The 500-nt window shown below is 49.6% G+C and carries 1 protein-coding gene; it reads right to left on the bottom strand.

From position 1 onward, the window contains the following. On the bottom strand, window positions 1–500 hold a 500-nt coding region (locus tag A3750_RS04115; RefSeq protein WP_197474874.1), incomplete at both ends, for a 3,4-dihydroxy-2-butanone-4-phosphate synthase.

Here is a 500-nt window from a genome sequence, read left to right as displayed (position 1 = left end):
GGCATTTTGAACCGACCAAGATTGCGAGCCCTCTTTCAAAACACCAATAGTGTCCCGGAGGATGTCAGGATACTGAACTCGCACGACCGGCGCATCGACATCCTCAACGGAACCTTTCACAAACGCCATGTGCAAATCGCCCTGCAGAGTATCTTTGTAGGTAATCAGATTAAAATCACCATGCTCCGTTTCAATTCGATGCTCCTCTTGCCTGACAACAGTCTGCTCATTCAAAGCGCGATAATGGATCATATCAGCAATGGTGCCGATTTTAAGATCGTGTTTTTTCGCAAACTCTTCCAAATCAGGGCGTCGCGCCATCGTTCCGTCTTCGTTCATTATCTCTACAATCACCGATGACGCTTCAAAGCCAGCCATTCTAGCTAGATCACAACCCGCCTCGGTATGACCTGCACGACTCAACACGCCACCCGGCTGAGCTGCAATCGGAAAAATATGCCCCGGCTGCACGATATCTTCGGGCTTGGTATTGCGACCAA

Source organism: Oleiphilus sp. HI0079, from assembly GCF_001635105.1.
The sequence above is the reverse complement of the archived record's forward strand: the minus strand, read 5'-3'. Positions and strand labels throughout refer to the sequence as shown.